Origin of the sequence: Shimia marina, assembly GCF_001458175.1 — a bacterium.
GTDB classification, from domain to species: domain Bacteria; phylum Pseudomonadota; class Alphaproteobacteria; order Rhodobacterales; family Rhodobacteraceae; genus Shimia; species Shimia marina.
Map to the genome: position 1 here is coordinate 1 of NZ_CYPW01000016.1, position 20003 is coordinate 20003.

A 20003-nucleotide genomic window follows, 5' to 3' on the forward strand; every position below is an offset into this window, starting at 1 on the left:
GGGGGTTCTAAGGTTATCACGCAGAACCCGCAAGCGCTTTTTCAAACAAAAATCACCTTTTTTCAAAAAATCTCAAAAATATAACAATATCAATGGGATAGATGAAAGTCATCGCATGGCTAGAATGAGCTTTCCGCCATTTTGTTCGCCCAAAACCGCAGAACCCAGACTTATCCACAGCGATACCCACAGACTCACCAAACAGCACCTCATCCGCTAAGGGAGTCCACCTTGAAAGTTCTAAGCACCCTATAGGAATTACATCTCGATAAAGGAAACCAGCCAGCACGCTTCGCTCTTAGCTGTCACCGCTGCTTTGCTTTGGGGCGCCAACATAGCCTGACACAGCCTGCAAAATGCGAAATGCGGTGGGGGCGTCATTCTCGATCACCGCCATAAACTCGCTCTCCCCGAGGCGCAGCATTTCCAGATCTGTCTTGGCATACATGTCCAAAGCCCGCTTTTCCTTACGGATCAGAGCAAGTTCCCCAACCAGCGTGCCCGGCCCAGCTTCGGCCACCAAATGCCTCTTACCATCCTCTGTACGATACCCAAGACCGGCCTGCCCCTCCAAAATGAGATAGGCCCCATCAGAGGGATCATCTCCCATGTGAAAGACATAATCACCCTCGCTGGCCTGATGCCATTGAGCACCGAAAGCGAGCAGACGCATCTGACGGCGGGACACCCCTGCAAACATATCCGCAGACGTCAGCGCACGCATCTTGCGACGCAAATCAGCACTGGCCGCATTGCCTGTGTCTTCAAAGCTGGTCGCCTTTCCATCCTTCAAACGGCCATGTTCCAACTCTAGAACCATGTCAAAACTGTCCGCGTCTTCGAAATCCTCCTCCAGGAAGATCATTGTGGTCTCCGGCAGAAGCGCGCGCAGATTGGCAACGGTATCGGCAGCCTGCCCCTCTTCATAGGCCGCCAAACAACGATTGAGGATCAGAATATCGGGCTTCTTGATCGCCGCCCGGCTGATGGCTAGAGGTTCGGCAAAGGCGCCAGGCAACCCTGCCCCACCAATGCCAGTTGGCACCGCGAACAACAGCTCTGCAACGTCTTTCTTCACATCTGCTTCAGTGAGTGTTTGGGCCACGATGTCGCGCAATTGCTCACCACGTGGTCCGGCTGCGGCAGTCAGCTTGCCATAAATCGCGTTTTCCAAAACCGTTAAACCAGATGCAAAGCGGTCTTCTCTCAACGGCGTAAAATAAGCCGAGAGCCATTCGGAGAGCTTTTCGGCCTCATTGTGGCGCAGCGACAGAATGGTCTCTTTCAGATCATCTCCAAAGCCCGGACCAATCCGCTCAGCAGAAACTTCAAATGGCAGCTCAATCATCTGTTCCAGTTCGCTGCGTTCCATTTGCGCCAGACCGACATCGCGACTTTTGCGCGCCAGCTCCACATTACGGCTGAACGTGTCCACGCTCAAACCAAGCTGCTGGAACAGCGGGTGATCTGTGCCATCCATCCCAAATGTCTGATTGAGCATTTCAATGACTTCGCGCGACATACGCAGAATACCGTCCTCTATGCCGAGCTCATGAAGCAAATCTAAAAAGGCCCCTACACCGCCTGTTTCCGGATCCTGTGCATCTGTGCGCAGCGTGGCAAAGAACAGGTTTGAGGCAACTGGCAACGCCGGGTTATACAGCTCGGGATCAAACCGATAATATGCCTTGTCGAGCCCCGCCGCCGCCAAAGCATTGCGGACTTTCGGGCGTAACGACACAATGGTATGCGCCAGCTCTGGATGCTCTGTTTCAGTAAAGGGCTGATCCAGACCACGGCGGAACAAAGCTGAGCCGGCACCGGTGGCATCCATCAACCGAACCCACCAGTCGTGCACCGCATCCTCACTGGCCATATCTGCCAAATATGGATCCAGCCAGTCGGAATAGAGTCTGTCCGAACTGTTGCCCGTCCGTACGCTCTCATAAGCCCGCTTTTTCTCTTCGGCCGCGCCCATTGGATCCGGCAGATCGACAAGAGGTTGGCGCTTGAGCGGCATAAGCACATTGTCACCAAAGGTGCCTGCAAAAACGTAAGGGGCGGGATCGGCATAGCCTACACGGGTCGCTATCACCCTCTGATGTAAGTCATTGACACGCAGCCCCCCAATTGAAAGGTTGCCACTCACGGGGGTGATCTCACGCGTAAAAAGCTCTGCAATTGCCCTGCGCTCTTCTGCGTCTTGGGAACGAATACCCAGTACAGTGCCCTGCGGTATGGTGGCTGTGATGTTCTCCAGCACGGAGTCGCCATCATGATCACGCACAAACACTTCGTTGAGGACGATCTCCCCGCTCAGCCTCGGGATGGTCTTGGGCTCGTCCTCTAATAGAGCCTCATCAACCATGCCAGACGGCTCAAAACGATCGCCAATCAGATGCCAGCGCACAGAGAGGTCGGAGACGCGATTGTAATAGTTCAACAGCTCCTTCCACGGAGACGAGAGATCTTTATAAGCCGCAAGCGCGGCAACAAGGGCCCCAAGTGTTACTTGGCCCCGGATGACCAGAAGCCCCCCAACAAGATAGAAAAAGAACGGCGTGAGCTGCGTGATGAAGTTATTTAGAAACTTCATGAAGAACTTTTTCTTGTAGATGTTCAGACGGATCAGAAACAGCGTACCAAGGCGTCGTGTGATCTGCGCCATGCGAAAGCGCCAGCCACCATTGCCACGCAGTTCTGGCGTCCCGGTCGCCGTCTCGCCTATTTCAGCAGCCAAGTGGCGCACTTGCTGAATCCGATCTTTGTTCAGCAGGTTTATCTGTCGTTGAAGTTTGGGAATCAACCACGCCTGCAAAGGAATGAGCGCAATCGCCGCCAGACCGAACCATACATTCTGCAAAAACAGAAACGTCAGAATCGTCAGCATTTGCCCAGCCTGCATCACAGGCAAGCTGATGGCATCCCCCATCATCCCCCCCAACGGCTCGGATTCCGCCGTGATCATCGACACAAGCTCCCCCTGAGACGTGCGACGCAAATAAGGTTGCGGAAACCGCGTAATGCGCGAAATCAACGAGAACCGATAACGACGCAACATCCGTTCCGACAGCACGCCCTTCATCGTATTGATGCGCATCTTCATCAGGCCGTGGCCCAAAACCGTCAGCAAGAACAGCAAACTAAGCATGATCAGGAAATTTTCCTGCGTCATCTCATAATTGAGCACATCGATGAAATCCTGTTCCGCATCGATTGCATCGTTGATGATGCGCTTGGGCAATTCCAAAGTGAGAAACTGCAAAGGAAAGAGGCAAGCTGTCATGAACAGCAATACCATCTGGTCTCGTTTTGAATATTTCCAGATGAAGGAAAAAAGTGAGCGTTCTATGGCCCCAACTCCCACAGGTCAGCTTTGGGCGGCGCCCAGTCTTTCAGCAGATGCTACTCCTGCATAGGTCGCCTGTTCAAACGCTTTCTTAAAGAGACGCACCTAGTTTTCCCAGTGTCATCACCTGCGACACAAAACTGAGGTTTGCGAAGCCAGAGTTTCGCGGCTAGTCTTTGAGCGTGAAATACATCATGGGGCGGGGTCTATGGACCAAATCACGACCATACTTTTGCTGGTCGCGGCATTTCAGATCAAACATCTAGTGGCGGATTTCTTTCTGCAGAACGCCAAGATGATCATGGGGCGTGAGCGCTATTGGCATTTGGGTCGCGCACAGCATGCTGGCATTCATGCGGCCTTTTCGGCGGTGATTCTGGCAGTGTTCGGTGCCCATCCCGTCATGATCATGACAATGGTTATCGTGGAGTTTATCGTGCATTTCCATATTGACTGGGGCAAAGCGAAGTTCTCAGTCGATCGGAACCTGACACCGGACCAGCCCATGTACTGGTATGCAATGGGCACAGATCAGGCTTTGCACCAATTGACCTACATCTTGATGATCTGGGCCTACTATGCCTGCGTGATCTGGATGGACATGCCCTCCTGATTTTCCTTCAAGCCTGAGCCGCAAACAAATCAACAACGGCATGAAGTTCTTCTCTGGGACCAATCACAAAAACCCGTGTTTTGGCATGCACGCCATCTAAGGTCGGCTCAAAGATGAACGTGACCGGATGCCCCGCCACCGCAGGTGAAAGAAACCGCGCGCGCACTTCCCGCAGCCGACCAAGCTGAAGCACTGTGCAACAGGCCATTTCAGCCAATATACACAACATCATACCAGGGGCGATCACATCTTCAAAACCTGCCAGCCTCGCAGCTGCAGGGTCCACATGAATCGGATTAGCATCCCCTGACAGCGCCACATAACCGCCTAGCCTCTCGGCAGACAAAGGTAGCGTTTGCAAGCGCAACGCGTCCTCTGAACAGAAGCGCTCATGGAAATGCGGTGCCTTGGCAGATCGCACGTCTTCATTTTGCGCAAAGCGCAACCGTGTCTCCATCATCCCGTAGGTCTCAGGCAACGAAACGTAATAGTGCGCGGCATCAGACCCCTTATCCACCCTCAGTGAAATGATCATGCACTCAGACGATGTTGAAGGGTGACAATCCAAAAACCTCTGGCTTTCATGCAAAACGCACAGTCCCTTGGGCGTATCACATCGGCTCAAGACTGAGGCAAGCGCGGGAGCTCCTAGCAAAAGCGCCATCGCAGAGGTCGGCACGGGAGGATCGGAGGGCAGCTGAAGTAATGCCCGCCCAAGCGCCACAAGCGCCTGCAAATTTGCACGGTCAATGCCCGCACTTATGTTCAGCGCGACTTCCTCATGACGTTCAGCCATCCTCATAGCGTTGCGCCACCAAACTCGCATTGATCCCACCAAACGCCAATGAGTTAGACATCACGGCGGAAATCGACATCGGTTTCGCCTGATTTGGCACTGGCTCTAACCCAATCTTCGGGTCCACTTCCGTGAAATTAATGGTCGGTGGTGCGCTCTGCCGCTGTAAGGCCCCGATAGCGACAATCATCTCCAGTGCGCCAGCCGCCCCCAATCCATGACCATGAATTGGCTTTGTAGAAGACACTTCCAGCCCATCCAGCCCTTCGCCAAACACATCACGTAACGCCATGACCTCACTGATATCATTGGCCACCGTACCAGTCCCATGCGCATTAAGATACTCAATGCGATCCGGTGACAGCCCCGCCTGCTTCAACGCCATCCGCATGCAGGCCGCCGCACGCTTCGGATCAGGCCGCAAAAGATCTCCCGCATCCGCATTCGTCCCAAACCCGGAGAGTTCACAGAGTATCTCCGCCCCACGCTCTTGAGCCGCTTCAAGACTCTCAAGGACCAGAACCCCTGCGCCTTCGCCAAGAGTCATGCCATTTCTGTCTTTACTGAAAGGGCGGTTCTGCGTTGCTGTCATCACACGCAACAACTCCCAAATGCGAAACCCGGCCCCGACCAAACAGGCTTCTGTTCCGCCGGCAAGACATCGGTCCACTTGGCCCAGAGCCACCATCTGCATCCCAAGACCGATCGACTGGCTGCCCGCTGAACAGGCGGTGGCAAGACAGAAAGCCGGCCCCATGGCACCAAATTCCATGGACACCCAGCCCGCCGCCGCATTGTTCATGATTTTCGGCACCGTCATCGGATCAAGCCGCATAGGCCCTTCGCGCCCAAATTTCATGTAGTTGCTATTGAGGGTCTTCGCGCCGCCCTGACCTGATCCGATGGAAACCCCGCAAACTTCCCCAAAATGCTCCGGCGTCAGCCCAGCCTGCGCAACCGCTTCGCGCGCAGCAAACAGCGCATATTCCGCCACCGGGTCGCGCATCTTATGAGGCGTTGGCCCTACAATTGCAGCAACATCTTCTAAGGTTAGCCGTGCTGCGGTTGAAACGCGCTGCTGTGGCAGATCGTCAAATTGCACAGGTTTGACGCCAGATATACCCGCCTGCGTGGCTGCAATCAGCGCGTCAGCTCCAAGGCCACAGGCCGAGACAGCGCCCATCCCTGTGACGACAACCCGCTTCACGCTTCTGCGGTCTTTTCAGACTGATGCTCTTCAATCTTGGTAATAGCCAGATCTAACAGATCTTGCACAGTCACCACATCGGTCAACTCATTGTCCATTGACACATAGGCACCGTATCTTTCCTCTATCGCCATAAGGATCATTATGAAGTCTGCCGACTGAATATCCAGTTCTTCAAGCGGCTTCTCAACTGCGAGCTCAGCACGGTCCACCATGCCTTCTTCTGCAACCATGTCTAGCAATTCACGGGTCAATGCGTCGCGATCAATATTCATCGGCATCCTTCCAGACACTAAAATCTATTTAACAAAAATCCACAATAAATCCGGCTTAAATTAAGCGGACGTCTAAAAGGTACGTGGAAATCCTGCAAATTTCCAGATGGAAACTGGCGACCAGGGCAATCAAAAGTGAGAAACCACCTAGATGCCCAACATGTCGCCATCCACTCACATGCCCGGATCCACCGGCTCAATCACGGCTCCGTCGCCGTCAACCCAATCTTGAAATCCACCAAGGTTGTGCACCTCGACATAGCCCATATCTTTGAGCAGCTTACCAGCCAGCGCCGCTCGACCGCCGGAGGCACAGTGTAAAATAACCACACGATCCTTGCGCATCACTGGATCATGAAACGGCGTGGCCGGATCGGCGCGAAACTCCAGCATACCACGCGGAATGTGGTGGCTGCCTTCGGCGCGGCCATTGGCATCTAGCTCAGGCGCATCACGTACATCCAGTAACAGCGCCCCCGCCGCCAGCTTGGCCTGCGCATCAGCGGTGGAAATTTTGGGCACAACCGCATGGGCAGCTTGCAACAGATCGGCGGCAGTGATGGGCATTGGGGCTCTCCTAGATGTGGTTTAGGACACCAACCTAGCCCCCACACCCGGCGCTGTTAAGTGCGACACAAGGTACAGACGATCACGAAACAAAGAGGCCCTTGCTATAACAAGGGCCTCTTAACATTCCATCTTAGGTTATTATACCTGACTTAAACGACAGTGATTTTCTTTTTCATTTTCCTATCATTGCGCCATATAGCGGGCGCTCTCCTTTAGTGTAACTTAACAGCATCAACACAGAAAGGCTGCGCGATGTCAACGTAATTAGGGCTCACGCCAAACGACAACCGCAACAATACCGGGAAGACACCATGAAACGCCGTCAACCCTTAATCGGCTTTCGCCATCAAAAACGGCTTCGATTTCCTTAGGACGGCTGGTACCGTATCTCAGTCCTGAAACACCCTCATGCACGATTTTAAATCCATGTGGTAAACTTAATCTAAATGTCAAGCCTTTCGTCGCCTCAACGAAGCTCAACTCATAAATTCGGTCATCCAATGCGATAAAGCTGCTTTCATCAATGACGATATCAGTTTCTGTATCGTTCACCTCAATATCCAGGTGAACAGAGACGCTCAGCAGACCGTTCTTGAAAGAAACACGAACTCCATTTCTCGCAAACCCAGACTCAGATCGAATGCCATCCAAGTCCAGAGACGACCTAAACTCTTCAAGGGAAAAAACCTTCTTCCCGCCTGCTCTCACATCATATTTGATATGGGTCAGAATTTTTTCCAAAAGCTCATCTTCAGAAGTCTCTGGAAGCTCGATACCGCTTATCGAAGAATACTTGTAAATCCTCTTCTTAAAAGCATTCTCGACAGTAAAACGCGTCGTTTCAGACCAACTCAAATACTTATCTCTTTCCAATAGAGAGTCGTCTGGAAGGGTCTCGACATTGATATTTGCATAGTAATCTCTGCGCCAGAAACCGCCATCAGCGTGAACTTGATGTAAGAACCTGTCTACCAGAAACTTCGAAAGAGATTGACCATTCTTGTCGAATTTGCCCGCCAACCTAGCACCGGCCTCGACAAGCACTTCACCTCCTTCCGCTTGTGACATCCTGCCTTGCTCCAACGCACGGATCACAACCAGTTTTGCGTTTGCAACATGGTTCAAAGCAAACGCCAAAATTGAGGCTAATATTTCGGAAACAAAGTCATAGAGAAGCGCGAGAATGCAACCGATTGAAATCAGCGTGTAGGCAAGACCATTCCACCCAAGATCAATAAACGCAATCCTAACTGGCAAACACCAACCAGTAGCCAATTCGCCACAAATACCCTTAACGATGATCTCACTGTTTTCACCGACCCAACCGCAAAAAACACCGAGCGCGACCAAAATAATGCCCACGAGTTTTCGCTTGTACCAATTATCCAACCAGTATTGCACGTTACTTCAACAAGACCCTAATTACAAAACAGTTCCACCTCAGGCTCAGAACCGATCAATTTTCCGTACCAGTGCTAAATTATTAATGTCTCCTGAGCCTATGATAAGATCATTTCAAAATTAAAAATTATAAACACGATATGGGCACGTGCCGCAAGATTTACATATTCGCAGAATGAAGCCGCTTTACTAAAGGGACCGCAGCATACGCAGTGCTGTCTCCAGCATCTTTTTGAGCTCACTGCAGCAGTCATAGACGAAGACTTGATCAGGCTTTGTTATACTGGGATCGCAACGGACACGAAGAGTATACAAAAAAGAGGCCACTCGTTTGCGCGATCCAGATGTAGCATACCGCATATATCGTATCGTAAGCTCAGAAAACAAAACACCTTTACTGCGCTATAGGAACCACGGTGTGATCGCTTCCGCAGCCGGCTCTCAGATTTCCGGCCCCAGCCAGGCCTCACGCTCAATCGCTGCGAAATGCGTTGCGATTTCATCGGCATTCTGAAAACGATCCAGCACCCGATTCTGCCCCTGTTTCTTCAGCGGGCTGCTTAGCCCCTGCGCAGATACATCAAGAAAAGCAACCAGCTCAGCTTGGAGATCACCCTCTGACAGGCTGGCGTACTCCAGCTGCAACACAGGGTTGGGAAGCATCTCCAGATAGTGACTGAGCAAAAAGTCCTCGTTTTCCAAACGATTGCATTCGGCGGCCGCCCAAAACGGCGATATCTTCAGCTTGGGCGCAACAGGGGCTTGGGCTCTCGCCTCCGTCCAGCGGCCAGTTTCTTTCACCTGCTGACGCGAGGCAAACTGAGCCAGCTTATTGGTGCGCGTCACATATATGATCGCCATATCAGGTGATGCAGGGATAATCTCTTTGAACAATAACGGATGATGATGCGTGAGCATCTTGAATCCAATCCGCTTCCGTTTGCCCCTTGTCAACTTCGCAGCAAAGCGCGAAATGCGAGACGGTGCTGGCTTAGCTAAGTCTGCACCATCCATTGCCGCCGTCAGAAATGCTTTCGGCAGCGCATCACGAGCGCGCACCAGGGAAAGGTCTGTTATTTTCTGCCCGTTGTCGTCAATCTGCCAAGGGTCGAACAATTCGCCTCGGCAGAGCAAGTCTTGATGCGAGTTCAAGAGAGTCTGCACAAGCGTCGTACCGCTTCTTTCTTGCCCAAGAACCACGAAAGACGGCAAGATCAATCGTCCATCTTTAGTGCCGAAATAAATGCCTCTTGCGGGATATCCACCTTACCAAACTGACGCATCTTTTTCTTACCGGCTTTCTGCTTGTCCAGAAGCTTGCGCTTCCGGGTGGCGTCGCCGCCGTAACACTTGGCCGTCACGTCTTTGCGCAGCGCTGACAATGTCTCGCGCGCGATGACTTTGCCGCCGATGGCCGCTTGGATCGGGATCTTGAACATGTGGCGCGGGATCAGGGTTTTGAGCTTTTCACACATCGCCCGGCCACGCATTTCGGCGCGGTCGCGGTGCACCATCATCGACAGCGCGTCCACCGGCTCATCGTTCACCAACACGGACATCTTCACGAGGTTGTCTTCGCGGTAGCCGGTCATCTGATAATCGAACGAGGCATAGCCTTTGGTCACCGATTTCAGACGGTCGTAGAAGTCAAACACAACCTCGTTGAGCGGCAGGTCATAGACACACATGGCGCGCGAGCCTGCATAGGTCAGGTCTTCCTGAATGCCGCGACGGTCCTGACAGAGTTTGAGCACGTCGCCGAGGTATTCATCGGGCACCAGAATGGTCGCCTTGATGCGGGGTTCCTCAAGGTGATCCACCTTGGACATGTCGGGCATGTCGGCGGGGTTGTGCAGCTCGATCATCTCGCCGTCTTTCATATAGACGTGATAGATCACCGACGGCGCAGTGGTGATGAGCTCGATGTTATATTCGCGCTCGATCCGGTCGCGGATCACTTCAAGGTGCAACAGGCCCAGGAAGCCGCAGCGGAAGCCAAAGCCCAGCGCGGCGGAGGTTTCCATTTCAAAAGAGAACGACGCGTCATTGAGCGCCAGCTTGTCGATGGCATCGCGCAGGTCTTCAAATTCCGCGCTGTCCACCGGGAAGAGGCCACAGAACACCACCGGCTGCGCAGGCTTAAAGCCCGGCAGGGCCTGCTCAGTCCCGTGGCGGTCATTGGTGATGGTGTCCCCTACACGGGTGTCACGTACCTGTTTGATGGAGGCGGTCAGAAAGCCAATCTCGCCGGGGCCGAGGCTGTCCACCATCTGCATCTCCGGGCGGAAGACGCCGACGCGGTCCACAGAATGCAGGGTGCCGTTTGACATGAATTTGACGCGCTGGCCCTTTTTCAGGGTGCCGTCCATGATGCGCACCAAAACGATCACGCCGAGGTAGGCGTCATACCAGCTGTCCACCAGCATGGCCTTGAGCGGCGCGTCGATGTTGCCCTGCGGTGCGGGCAGGTCTTTGACGATGGCCTCAAGGGTTTCGTGGATGCCCTGACCGGTTTTGGCGGAGACTTGGATCGCGCCGGTGGCGTCGATGCCGATCACGTCTTCGATCTGTTCAGCGACGCGGTCACAATCGGAGGCCGGCAGGTCGATCTTGTTGAGCACAGGCACCAGCTCGTGATCGGCCTCAATCGCCTGATAAACGTTGGCAAGCGTCTGCGCCTCGACACCTTGGGTGCTGTCCACCACAAGGAGCGAGCCCTCCACCGCTTTCATGGAGCGGGAGACCTCATAGGCAAAGTCGACGTGGCCGGGGGTGTCGATGAGGTTGAGGACATAGGTCTCCCCATCATCGGCTTTGTAATCAATGCGCACGGTGTTGGCTTTAATCGTGATGCCACGCTCACGCTCAATATCCATGCTGTCGAGCAGCTGCTCCTTCATATCGCGGTCTTCCACCGTGCCCGTCTCTTGGATGAGGCGGTCAGCAAGGGTGGATTTACCGTGGTCGATGTGGGCCACGATGGAGAAATTGCGGATTTTGGACAGATCGGTGCTCATGATCCGGGATATGATAGGGAATCTTGTCTTGGTCAAGCAGCGCTGTAGGGTGCGGGGCGGGATATTTGGGGTAGAAGTGAGAATTTGCGGTGAACCAATTCAACAATCCGTTCGAAAGCCACACTGTAGACGATGTTATGCGACATCTCGCAGCGGAAGCCGCGTTACGCGCTCTACCGCAATTCGATGAAGACCTCATCCCTTTCGAGACACATGCCGACACAGCTAGAGCCGGCTTCATAGGACTGGCAATTGCTCGAGCGTCGCTTACTGCCGTAGTGCGCAATAGGTTCCAGGATGCTTTTGCGCACGAAAAAGTCTTAAGCGCCGCGAAGTACCTTCGCTTGGTGGAAGATGGGCCATGTAAGAGTATTTTGGAGCGTGCCTTGGACGCTCAAACGCACACAAATCCAATTCTGTTGTTGGAGCGAATTCTGGATACGTTTGGCGAGTTTTCACTAGGGGACATGGTCGATCTCGCAGGAAAAAGAAACGACAACTTACCAAAACCAAGCCCCGATTTCTTTGACGGACCTGAACGAAACTTTGTTCTGCCGGATATCCATTCAACCGGCGAGGCATTCTTTTGGCAAGAGTTAGCTGAAGCAAGCGGCCTGCAAGCAGCATGGCGGTTTTGGCGCGACTGGTATACAGCCTTCTACTCGCGCTCTCCGCTCGACTGGGAACTCCAACGCCGCGTTGCATTGATCGAAGATGACATCTGGGATTCTGGCCCTGAGGCGGTTGCTGATGAAATCGAACGCATCCAAGCCCGCTATCTCGCAGATAAATTTCCTCTTGTAGAAACCGTCGACCTAAATCCTGACACAGGCAAATTTCGCGCCACCCCTACTCCTGTCGAAAATGCGCCTTTGATGTCTGCCTTACTCACGCAGATTTCTGACAATTTGGAAGACGCCATGGCTAGGCACAACGGCGTCACGGAAAACTCCAGTGAAGCAAGGAAAATTCGGCGGGTCGTGAATCGATATGGGAATGACCCTCAGCAAGCAGAACTGACGCTCACAACCGTAGCAAAAAACTTGCGACGGCAGTTGCATGAAACGCACGAGCTACCAGACAGCTCGGACAATATCGCGCTATTAAACTCGGTTGAGGACGGTGTTCGTGGCATTCGCGCGAACCACCCGGAGGTGGCGGCAAATCGAGAACAGCTTGCACAAATCGCGTTTAAGGAACTGAACCCTGAAGATCGCGAAACACTTGAGAAGGCAGCGCCGGTTCTGTCAGCGATCAGCGAAGGCGCTATGGCCGAGGATTTTGCAGAAGACATTCCTGAGTTGATCAACGACGCATTGCTGCCCCTTCCATCTGGTGCGCCAAAACTGCCGGGGGCAGACGCCTCAACGCGTGTTTTTAACCGAGTCTCCAAAATGGCGTTGTTGGTCGATAAGACTAAGAAAGGACTTCAGAAGGGGGCGGAGGCCTTTGACAGCGATCTCGTCAAAACCATTCGGCTAGCCGGGGTTACGGTCGGCCTAGGCGCAGGTGCCGTCGGATTTCTTTATAAGCTAGTTGAAATCGGCCTTCGTATGTTGGGCGTGATTTAGAAACCACCGAGAGCCGCGCCTGAGCCTGGGAGGAAGCGAATGCGCCCTCCCGTGGGGAGGGTCGGGCGCGGCTCGGCGGAGCCGAGCTGTAGGGGGCCTTTGTTGAGGAGCGGCAACAGAGGATCACGCCCGGCACCGAGGGCGGCTGTCAGGTTGGCAAACCGCTCTCCGCAAAGGCCCAGCTCTTATCTCACTCGGCCATGGCAAAATCGCACCCGCCCTGGGGGGGCAGGGTCGGGTGCGATCCGGATCACAGGTGATCCGGGTAAGGGGTAGCGTTAAGAGCCGAGCTAAAAAGAGCGCGTGTTGGGTATTGCGCTGCACCCCGATCATGCCTTCGTGAGCAGTGTGACAGGCCCTTGTCACGCAGATAGAAAGAAAATAGAACACGCCGCTCTTGAACCTGCCCTCGGCAAGCCCAAGATTCTAGACCAATCATACTTCGACTATTAAGCTACCCGGAGCGATGCTGCTCTGGCAGCCAATCATCAAGGAACTCTCCCATGCGCCGTCGTTTGACCACATTGATGTGTGCGGATCTGGTTGGCTATTCCGCCCTCATGGGAGAAAATGAGGCGCTGGCTGTGGCCTCCGTTCAGGAGCTGCGCAAAACCCATCTGGAGCCTGTCGCGGCCATCCATGGCGGTGAGGTGCTCAAGCGTATGGGGGATGGCTGGATCCTGTCGTTCCCCAGCGTGGAAGAGGCATTGGACTGCGCCGAAGAGGTGCAGGGCAATCTGGCCGATCACAAGGTGATCAAGCTGCGCATTGGCTGTCATATCGGCGAGATTGTCGAAGATGAGGCGGATTTCTACGGCAATGGCGTCAACATCGCGCAGCGCATTGAGACAGAAGCGCCTCCCGGTGGGGCCATGTTCTCCGAAGATCTGTTCCGCCAGCTCTCTGAGGCCCGTCAGCAGGAACTCAGCGATGTGGGCATGTTCAATCTCAAGAATATCGCCACCCCCATGCGCCTCTATCAATGGCGCCCGGCCAACCTGACAACGGCGCCCAACACAGGCACGCTGCCCACCATCGGCTTTGAGAGCTTTGTCGCCGCCCCAGATACGTCGGAGACCGCCGCCGTGGCACAGGATCTGCACGATGGTATGGTGCAGCTCTCCATGAAACGCACCGGCATCACCACAGTGGATACCGCCAGCGTTGAAGCAACCCCTACCCTGTTTCTGGTGCATGGTCGGCTTCGTGTCGCGGGCAATCGGGCCCGTTTCACCGTCTCCCTGATCCTGCGCCGGGATATGACCACGCTCTGGACCGAAAGCTACGATGGGGATCTGGATGACCCCTTTGCATTTGTGGATGAGATCCTGCCAACGGTGAGTTCCGATCTGCGCATGCAGACCATCCAATATGATGGCAACCGGCTGGCACATCTGAAAAATTCGCAACTGAGCGTCTCTGAACTGCGCGCCCGCGCCGCCGGACTGTTTTTAAAACAAACACTGCCCTCCTGGGAGGAGGGCTATGCGGCGCTGGACCGTGCCGTGCTGCTCAGCCCAAAAGACGGCATGTCACTGGCCATGCGCGCGCAAAGTCGCCTGAACCTGGCCAACATTCGCTTTCAAACGCTGAGCGAGCCGGAACTGACCGAAATCGGGCAGGATCTGGATGTTGCCATCGCAGAAGCGCCCAACAGTGATTTTGTCTTTTGGGCGCGTGGGGCCTATCGCCTGCGGGTGCTGCGCGATCTCAAAGGCGCGGCGGCAGACATCGAACATTCGCGGCGCATCAACCCCACGTTCCTCGGCTTTGTGGACTTGCTCACGCAATTGGCGCTGCTTGAAAGCAAACCGCAAAAAGCGGTCGAGGCGCTGGCAAGCTATGTGCAGAGCAGCAGCAATGATCCGTTTCGCGTAACCCGCCTCGCCTTCACCTCACGGGTCTATCTGGCTGCGGGCGATTATGCGATGGCGCGTGTGACCGCACTGGAAGCGGCCGATCTGCGTCCCACCGACCGTGGCTTGCAATTGCTCAAAGCGCTGGCCTGTCACAAGACTGGTGACGCGCGCGGGCTTGCGGCGGCGCGCCGGGCCGCGGCGACGCTGCCCAAACAGCCCTCGATCGCCATCAACGAATTGGCCCTGCCCGAAGAAATGGCATGGATCAACGCTGCGCTACATCCAGAGGCCGAACCACTCTAAACCGCGCGCAGCCGTTTTGCCGCCCACCAACTGAGCGCGGACATCACTGAAGCTGTCAACAGACAAAGCCACAAGCCGCCGATCTGATAGCTGAGGCCTGAGAGCAAGGTGCCGAGCAGCCGCCCAGCCGCGTTAGACATATAGTAAAATCCCACATCCATGGTGACCCGTTCGTCTGAGGTGAAGGCGAGGATCAGATAGCTGTGTACCGAGGAGTTCACAGCAAAGACAAAGCCAAACACCAACAGCCCCACGATCAGAATGGCGGTGAGCATTGCGGAGGTGTCAAGCATCAGCACAGCGGCGGTGAGCGCCAGTGGGATCAGGGTGAGGTAGCCAACCCAATTGATGGCTTTGCCGACCACCTCATCGGTGCTGGCATTGGCGGCTTTCAGGATGCGCGGGGCGTTGCCCTGCACCGCGCCGTAGAGGATGATCCAGACCGCCATGAAGATGCCGATCATGAAGAAGGCTTCGCGGCGGCCCTCGGCGGTGCCATCAGAGAGCACCGCGTTGAAATAGACCGGGATGCCCACCACAAACCACACGTCGCGCGCGCCGAACAGGAACATGCGCGCCAAGGAGAGGCGGTTCACATTGGGGTCTTTGGAGAAGACCTGCGAGAACTTGGCCTTTTTGGAGCCCTGCGGCAGGCCTGAGGGCATGAAGGTCACCACCCCTGCAAGGATCACCGCGAGGATGGTGGCCATGCCCCAGACCGAGGCCTGAAAGCCCCAGAGCGCCAGCAGCGCGGCACCCAGAAAGAAGCCGCAGCCTTTGACCGCATTCTTGGAGCCCGTGAGCAACGCCACCCAGCGGAAGAGCTCGCCGCCCTCTTTGGGGGCGAGCAGTTTGACCGCCGACTTTGAAGACATTTTGGAGAGGTCTTTGGCGACGCCGGAAGCCCCCTGCACGCACATCACAAAGATCACGGAAGCGGTGACACCCCATACCGGGTCAAGCTGTGCCAGAGCGATCAGGGCGGCGATCTGGATGGTGAGCCCCGCATAGAGCGTGGAGGTCAGCCCAAAACGCGCAGCGATCCAGCCGGCGGAGAGGTTGGTGACAATGCCCATGACCTCGTAGAGCAGGAACAGATAGGCCAGCTGGATCGGGGAGAAGCCCAGCCCGTTGAAATGCAAAAGCACCAGCATCCGCAGCGCGCCGTCAGTGAGCATAAAGGCCCAATAGGCGGCGGTGACGGTGATATAGGCCGCGAGGCCGTCTGGTTTCTGGGTTTGGGCGTTGGTCATGGCGGCCTCTGAGGGGCGCGCCCGAGCCTAGGTGGGCGCAAGGAACAATTGGAATTGCCACCCGGGCGACACAACAATCTACACCTGAGGTTGATGCAACGTCGCACATGCGCCCTCCTTGGGGGGGGGAGGGTCGGGCGCGGCCCGTGCCTGCGGCACGAGCCATTAGAGTTAGAGGCTGGCGAGCACCATGCGGGTGACATCCGCCAGACGGAAGGCATAGCCCCACTCGTTGTCATACCACGCATAGACTTTCACATGGCGGTTGTTGACCACGCGGGTGGAGAGCGCATCAACAATGGTGGAGCGGTCATCATTGGTGAAATCACAGCTCACCAGTGGGCGGGTTTCATAGCCCAGAATACCGTCCAGTTCGCCTGCGGCGGCTTCGGCAAAGAAGGCGTTGACCTCCTCGACCGTGGTGTCGCGGCTCACGTCAAAGACAATGTCGGTGAGCGAGGCATTCAACAGCGGCACGCGCACGGCGTGGCCGTCGATCTTGCCGTCCATATCGGGGAAGATCTGGATGATTGCCTTGGCGGATCCGGTGGTGGTTGGAATCAGGGAATTGAGAGCAGAGCGGGCGCGGCGCGGGTCTTTGTGGGCGCGGTCCACGATGGTCTGCGTGTTGGTCACGTCGTGGATGGTGGTGAAGCTGGCCTGCTCGATGCCCAGTTTTTCGCGGATCACCTTGACCACCGGCGCGATGCAGTTGGTGGTGCAGGAGGCGGCGGTGATGACCCTGTGAGTGGCCGCATCATAGGTGGCGTCATTCACGCCATAGACGATATTGGCCACGTCTTCCTCTTTCACAGGGGCAGAAACCACGACCTTTTTCACACCCGCGTCAAAGTAGGGCTGCAATTTGGCGTTGGTTTTAAACACACCGGTGCAATCCACCACCAGATCAACGCCCAGCTCTTTAAGCGGGAGCTCTTCGATCGACCAAGCTTCGGTTTTGTGCATCTGGTGGCCGTCGATGGTGATGCTGTTTTCATCATACGCAAAGTCAGCACGCCAGCGGCCGTGGACCGTATCAAACTCCAAGAGATGCGCGTGCAACTCGGCATCGCCGGAGGGGTCGTTCAGCAGCACGATTTCGGCATCCAGACCGAGGTCAAAGAAGCTGCGGATCACCAGCTTGCCCATGCGGCCAAGGCCATTGATTGCGATTTTGGTCATAAATCAGATCCTTCAGGATTGTGTTGGAAACCAGCCGCGGGTGCGGTTGGCGAAAGCAACAAGGCTGAGCATCACGGGCACTTCCACCAGCACACCGACAACGGTGGCGAGTGCGGCACCCGAGCCAAGGCCGAAGAGCGAGATGGCCACAGCCACCGCCAGTTCAAAGAAGTTGGACGTGCCGATCAGCGCGCAGGGGGCGGCGACCTCAAAGGGCACTTTCCAGAGCCGCGCTGCGCCATAGGCAATGAAGAAGATGCCGTAGGTCTGGATCAGCAGCGGGATGGCGATCAGCAGGATGTTGAAAGGTTGACTGAGAATGGTCTGCGCCTGAAAGCCGAAGAGCAACACCACGGTCAACAACAGGCCACCCACAGAGCTGGGGCGCAGGCGGTTGCGGAAGGCCTCAACCGCCGCCTCACCGCCCTGCCCCATCAGGCGCTTGCGGGTGATGTAGCCGGCAATCAGCGGCAACAGGATGTAGAGCACGGCCGACAGGATCAGGGTTTCCCACGGTACAGTGATATTGGCCACGCCAAGCAGGAAGGCCACGATGGGCGCAAATGCGATCACCATTATCAGATCGTTCACGCTGACCTGTACCAGCGTGTAATTGGCGTCGCCTCGCACAAGGTTGGACCAGACAAACACCATCGCTGTGCAGGGCGCCGCGCCCAGCAGGATCACCCCGGCGAGGTATTCACTGGCGGTTTCCGGATCTATCCAAGCCGCAAAAACATGCTCAAAAAACAAGACGCCCAGCGCCGCCATGGAAAAGGGTTTGATCAGCCAGTTGACCACCAAAGTGATCACCAGCCCTTTGGGTTTGCGCCCCACATCCGTCAACGCGCCAAAATCAATGCCGACCATCATCGGGTAAACCATAGCCCAGATCAGGACGGCAACCGGCAGGTTGACAGAAGCCACTTCCAGCGCTGCAAGACTGCCAAACACGGCCGGAAGACCGCTGCCAAGCAGCAATCCTGCAGCAATTGCAAGCGCGACCCAGAGCGACAACATACGTTCAAAAGTGCCCAAACCGGCACTCCGCTGATCAACCATTTCACCCAAGGGTCTTCTCCCTATGTTTCCGAATAGCCGTGAGAATATCCTCACCATCCCGATTGCCGATGTCTTCAAGCCTGGATTTCAATGCCACAGCATTCAGCCCATCCATGGGCAAATTCACGAAAGCCGAAATCCGGTTACGCAGCATCCGGTACGCCTCTGAAAAGGCAACGCGCTTTTCAGCCTCAGATCCCTGCATCACTGCGGGATCGGGCATCCCCCAATGCGCGGAGATCGGCTGTCCGGGCCAGACCGGACACTCTTCCTGCGCGGCCTGATCGCAGACAGTAAAGACAAAATCCATATGCGGACCATCGGCAATTGCAAACTCATACCAACTTTTGGAGCGGGCAAAGCTGGTGTCATGATTGAGCCGCTGAAGCAGATCCAATGCATATGGGTGTGGGCGCCCCTTGGGATGCGACCCAGCGGAAAATCCTTTGAACCGCCCCATGGCCTCACGTTCGAGAATGGCTTCTGCAAGAATGGAACGCGCAGAATTGCCGGTACAGAGAAACAGCACATTGTAGGTTTCTTGTGTCATAGCTGTGCCCTCTTCATTAGCCACAGGTGAGATCTTTGATAAGCGGCTGGCAAAGATCAGGACGACCGCCACAGCAATCTTCCAGCAGAAAGCCGAGCAGCCCGCGCACGCCTTCCGTATCGGCAAAATAGCGAATGCTGCGCCCCTCACGCTGATTGCGCAGAAGATCGGCCTGCAACAAGACGGAGAGATTCGCAGAAAGCGTGTTCTGGCGCACATCCAAAGCATCGGCAATTTCACCGGCGGCCAATCCTGCATCTCCTGCCTGTATCAACAGGCGGAACGCATCAAGGCGCGTGGGCTGAGACAGTGCGGCAAAAGCCGCGAGAGCTGATTTTTTATCCATATATCGTGAATTATGGAAATATAATACAAAGTGCAAGCCCTGATTGCCTGTAAGCGATGACATTTTAATGACAGTCCCTTATTCAGCGGCACACCTCAGCCATGCACATCTAAGGGCCGATCCTCCAACATGGTTTCCATCGAAAAATATCCGGTGACCGTGTCGAGCTCAAACCCGGTGGTCAAGCGGCGATACACCGCATCATAGCCTGCCATGCCGGAGGTCACGATCTTCAGCATGTAGTCCCAGTCTCCCCCAATGCGATGCATTTCTGAAACTTGAGGAATACGTGCCACATGCGCTTTAAATGCCTCTGCCCATTCCACCGAATGGTTGCGCGTGCGTACCATGACAAAAACGGTCAAATCCAAGCCCACCGCAGCAGGATCAATCCGCATCCGAGCCCCGCGCAGGACACCGCTTTCCTCCAAACGTTTCAGCCTGCGCCAAAGCGCATTTTGAGACATCCCCACGCGCTCTGCAATTTCCCGCTGCGACAAGGCCGCGTCTCGTTGCAATACATCCAGTATTTTTCGATCAAGATCGTCCATATTGCGCATATTTATAGATCGCATGACCCACATTGAAACGAAAAATGCAAAATATAGGTGAGTTTTTTGAAAGATTTCTTGGGTAATATTCACCAAAC

The 20003-nt window shown here is 55.1% G+C and carries 18 protein-coding genes; 4 read left to right on the forward strand and 14 right to left on the reverse strand.

The window, feature by feature from the left end; translation table 11 throughout:
- On the forward strand, positions 1-220 hold a 220-nt coding region (locus tag SHM7688_RS20015), incomplete at its 5' end, for a hypothetical protein (RefSeq protein WP_233486602.1).
- Between the two features lie 78 nt (positions 221-298).
- Here the strand turns inward: SHM7688_RS20015 and SHM7688_RS08025 are convergent.
- The gene (locus tag SHM7688_RS08025) at positions 299-3301 is read right to left on the reverse strand and encodes a cyclic nucleotide-binding domain-containing protein (protein ID WP_058239428.1); all 3003 of its coding nucleotides are present in this window, start codon (positions 3299-3301) and stop codon (positions 299-301) included.
- A 256-nt stretch (positions 3302-3557) separates the two neighbouring features.
- On the opposite strand from SHM7688_RS08025, the gene SHM7688_RS08030 reads away from it, so the two are divergent.
- Positions 3558-3962, forward strand: a complete 405-nt coding sequence (locus SHM7688_RS08030; RefSeq protein WP_058239429.1) for a DUF3307 domain-containing protein — start codon at positions 3558-3560, stop codon at positions 3960-3962.
- A 7-nt stretch (positions 3963-3969) separates the two neighbouring features.
- Here the strand turns inward: SHM7688_RS08030 and SHM7688_RS20020 are convergent, their stop codons facing one another.
- The 7 genes from SHM7688_RS20020 to lepA form a co-directional block, all read right to left on the reverse strand.
- Complete coding sequence (locus tag SHM7688_RS20020; RefSeq protein WP_306341261.1) at positions 3970-4497, reverse strand: MaoC family dehydratase; 528 nt, start codon at positions 4495-4497, stop codon at positions 3970-3972.
- Positions 4498-4750: 253 nt separating this feature from the next.
- On the reverse strand, positions 4751-5965 hold the full coding sequence (locus SHM7688_RS08040; RefSeq protein WP_199556614.1) for a beta-ketoacyl-[acyl-carrier-protein] synthase family protein: 1215 nt from the start codon (positions 5963-5965) through the stop codon (positions 4751-4753).
- Positions 5962-6246 (reverse strand): acyl carrier protein, encoded by a 285-nt coding sequence (locus SHM7688_RS08045; protein WP_083498993.1) that lies wholly within the window; start codon positions 6244-6246, stop codon positions 5962-5964. The genes SHM7688_RS08040 and SHM7688_RS08045 overlap by 4 nt, the downstream gene beginning before the upstream one ends.
- Positions 6247-6414: 168 nt before the next feature.
- Complete coding sequence (locus SHM7688_RS08050) at positions 6415-6807, reverse strand: rhodanese-like domain-containing protein (protein WP_058239433.1); 393 nt, start codon at positions 6805-6807, stop codon at positions 6415-6417.
- 267 nt (positions 6808-7074) lie between these two features.
- Positions 7075-8172, reverse strand: coding sequence for a hypothetical protein (locus SHM7688_RS08055; protein ID WP_144432525.1), 1098 nt, complete (start codon positions 8170-8172; stop codon positions 7075-7077).
- 480 nt (positions 8173-8652) lie between these two features.
- Positions 8653-9429 (reverse strand): sulfotransferase, encoded by a 777-nt coding sequence (locus tag SHM7688_RS08060; RefSeq protein WP_058239435.1) that lies wholly within the window; start codon positions 9427-9429, stop codon positions 8653-8655.
- Positions 9426-11228, reverse strand: coding sequence for a translation elongation factor 4 (gene lepA, locus SHM7688_RS08065; RefSeq protein ID WP_058239436.1), 1803 nt, complete (start codon positions 11226-11228; stop codon positions 9426-9428). The genes SHM7688_RS08060 and lepA overlap by 4 nt, the downstream gene beginning before the upstream one ends.
- A gap of 89 nt (positions 11229-11317) precedes the next feature.
- On the opposite strand from lepA, the gene SHM7688_RS20025 reads away from it, so the two are divergent.
- Positions 11318-12799, forward strand: a complete 1482-nt coding sequence (locus tag SHM7688_RS20025) for a hypothetical protein (protein WP_223229292.1) — start codon at positions 11318-11320, stop codon at positions 12797-12799.
- A gap of 503 nt (positions 12800-13302) precedes the next feature.
- The gene (locus SHM7688_RS08075) at positions 13303-14961 is read left to right on the forward strand and encodes an adenylate/guanylate cyclase domain-containing protein (protein ID WP_058239437.1); all 1659 of its coding nucleotides are present in this window, start codon (positions 13303-13305) and stop codon (positions 14959-14961) included.
- On the opposite strand, the gene arsJ is transcribed toward SHM7688_RS08075, so the two are convergent.
- The 6 genes from arsJ to SHM7688_RS08105 all read right to left on the reverse strand — a co-directional run bounded on the left by arsJ (position 14958) and on the right by SHM7688_RS08105 (position 19914).
- Positions 14958-16214, reverse strand: coding sequence for an organoarsenical effux MFS transporter ArsJ (gene arsJ, locus SHM7688_RS08080; RefSeq protein ID WP_058239438.1), 1257 nt, complete (start codon positions 16212-16214; stop codon positions 14958-14960). The genes SHM7688_RS08075 and arsJ overlap by 4 nt on opposite strands.
- A gap of 171 nt (positions 16215-16385) precedes the next feature.
- Positions 16386-17396: an ArsJ-associated glyceraldehyde-3-phosphate dehydrogenase gene (locus SHM7688_RS08085; RefSeq protein WP_058239439.1), complete on the reverse strand. Its 1011-nt coding sequence runs from the start codon at positions 17394-17396 to the stop codon at positions 16386-16388.
- Between the two features lie 12 nt (positions 17397-17408).
- Complete coding sequence (gene arsB, locus SHM7688_RS08090; protein WP_058239440.1) at positions 17409-18458, reverse strand: ACR3 family arsenite efflux transporter; 1050 nt, start codon at positions 18456-18458, stop codon at positions 17409-17411.
- A gap of 1 nt (position 18459) precedes the next feature.
- Positions 18460-19008, reverse strand: a complete 549-nt coding sequence (locus tag SHM7688_RS08095; RefSeq protein WP_058239441.1) for an arsenate reductase ArsC — start codon at positions 19006-19008, stop codon at positions 18460-18462.
- A 16-nt stretch (positions 19009-19024) separates the two neighbouring features.
- A complete protein-coding gene (locus SHM7688_RS08100) occupies positions 19025-19354 on the reverse strand; it encodes an ArsR/SmtB family transcription factor (RefSeq protein ID WP_058239442.1) in 330 nt (109 codons plus the stop codon).
- A gap of 95 nt (positions 19355-19449) precedes the next feature.
- Positions 19450-19914 carry an Lrp/AsnC family transcriptional regulator gene (locus SHM7688_RS08105; RefSeq protein WP_058239462.1) on the reverse strand — a complete coding sequence of 155 codons (465 nt, stop codon included), beginning with the start codon at positions 19912-19914 and terminating at the stop codon, positions 19450-19452.
- Positions 19915-20003: the final 89 nt, after the last annotated feature.

Coding starts and splice junctions, on each gene's coding strand:
- SHM7688_RS08025 (WP_058239428.1), bottom strand. CDS start 3,301: ATGGTATTGCTGTTCATGACAGCTTGCCTCTTTCCTTTGCAGTTTCTC.
- SHM7688_RS08030 (WP_058239429.1), top strand. CDS start 3,558: ATGGACCAAATCACGACCATACTTTTGCTGGTCGCGGCATTTCAGATC.
- SHM7688_RS20020 (WP_306341261.1), bottom strand. CDS start 4,497: ATGATCATTTCACTGAGGGTGGATAAGGGGTCTGATGCCGCGCACTAT.
- SHM7688_RS08045 (WP_083498993.1), bottom strand. CDS start 6,246: ATGCCGATGAATATTGATCGCGACGCATTGACCCGTGAATTGCTAGAC.
- SHM7688_RS08050 (WP_058239433.1), bottom strand. CDS start 6,807: ATGCCCATCACTGCCGCCGATCTGTTGCAAGCTGCCCATGCGGTTGTG.
- lepA (WP_058239436.1), bottom strand. CDS start 11,228: ATGAGCACCGATCTGTCCAAAATCCGCAATTTCTCCATCGTGGCCCAC.
- SHM7688_RS08075 (WP_058239437.1), top strand. CDS start 13,303: ATGCGCCGTCGTTTGACCACATTGATGTGTGCGGATCTGGTTGGCTAT.
- arsJ (WP_058239438.1), bottom strand. CDS start 16,214: ATGACCAACGCCCAAACCCAGAAACCAGACGGCCTCGCGGCCTATATC.
- SHM7688_RS08085 (WP_058239439.1), bottom strand. CDS start 17,396: ATGACCAAAATCGCAATCAATGGCCTTGGCCGCATGGGCAAGCTGGTG.
- arsB (WP_058239440.1), bottom strand. CDS start 18,458: ATGGTTGATCAGCGGAGTGCCGGTTTGGGCACTTTTGAACGTATGTTG.
- SHM7688_RS08095 (WP_058239441.1), bottom strand. CDS start 19,008: ATGACACAAGAAACCTACAATGTGCTGTTTCTCTGTACCGGCAATTCT.
- SHM7688_RS08100 (WP_058239442.1), bottom strand. CDS start 19,354: ATGGATAAAAAATCAGCTCTCGCGGCTTTTGCCGCACTGTCTCAGCCC.
- SHM7688_RS08105 (WP_058239462.1), bottom strand. CDS start 19,914: ATGCGCAATATGGACGATCTTGATCGAAAAATACTGGATGTATTGCAA.